Genomic DNA, 412 nt, shown 5'->3' with positions numbered 1-412 from the left:
CGATGATAAGCTAAAAGTCGTATTATCTGTCTCCACGAATGAGTGTTAGTTTTCACAATAACCACACACCCAGGGGATGCTTCCACTCTTAATTTCTCTAAAGTATCTTGAAATTTAAACCAAATCCTGAATCTCAATCCCCAGCGCATCACATATCTCATAAGCTTTCTTGAGCGTAATGTTCTTCTCCCCTCGTTCTATATTCCCCATATAGCTACGATCAATGCCTGCCATCTCCGCCAATCTTTCTTGGGATATTCCTTTGCCTTTTCGCATCTCACGGACACGCTTTCCAAAGGCAATCATACGCTCATCTGTTGTCATCTCATTAACCACTGCTAAAGATAGCAATACTCACAGTGGTAAGCTACAATATCCACGGGATATAGTCGGTATTAAGAGGTGAGCGTGG

General features: G+C 42.2%; 1 protein-coding gene. It reads right to left on the bottom strand.

Translation table 11 applies throughout. The features are described 5' to 3' along the window. Positions 1–114: 114 nt before the first annotated feature. Entirely contained in the window at positions 115–324 is a 210-nt protein-coding gene (locus CXF62_RS01485) for a helix-turn-helix domain-containing protein (RefSeq protein ID WP_102092639.1), read from the bottom strand. Positions 325–412 lie beyond the last annotated feature (88 nt).

This window comes from Psychrobacter sp. MES7-P7E, from assembly GCF_002863645.1.
In the GTDB taxonomy this organism is placed as follows: domain Bacteria; phylum Pseudomonadota; class Gammaproteobacteria; order Pseudomonadales; family Moraxellaceae; genus Psychrobacter.
Note: the sequence above shows the minus strand (reverse complement) of the source record. Positions and strands in the feature narration are given on the sequence as shown.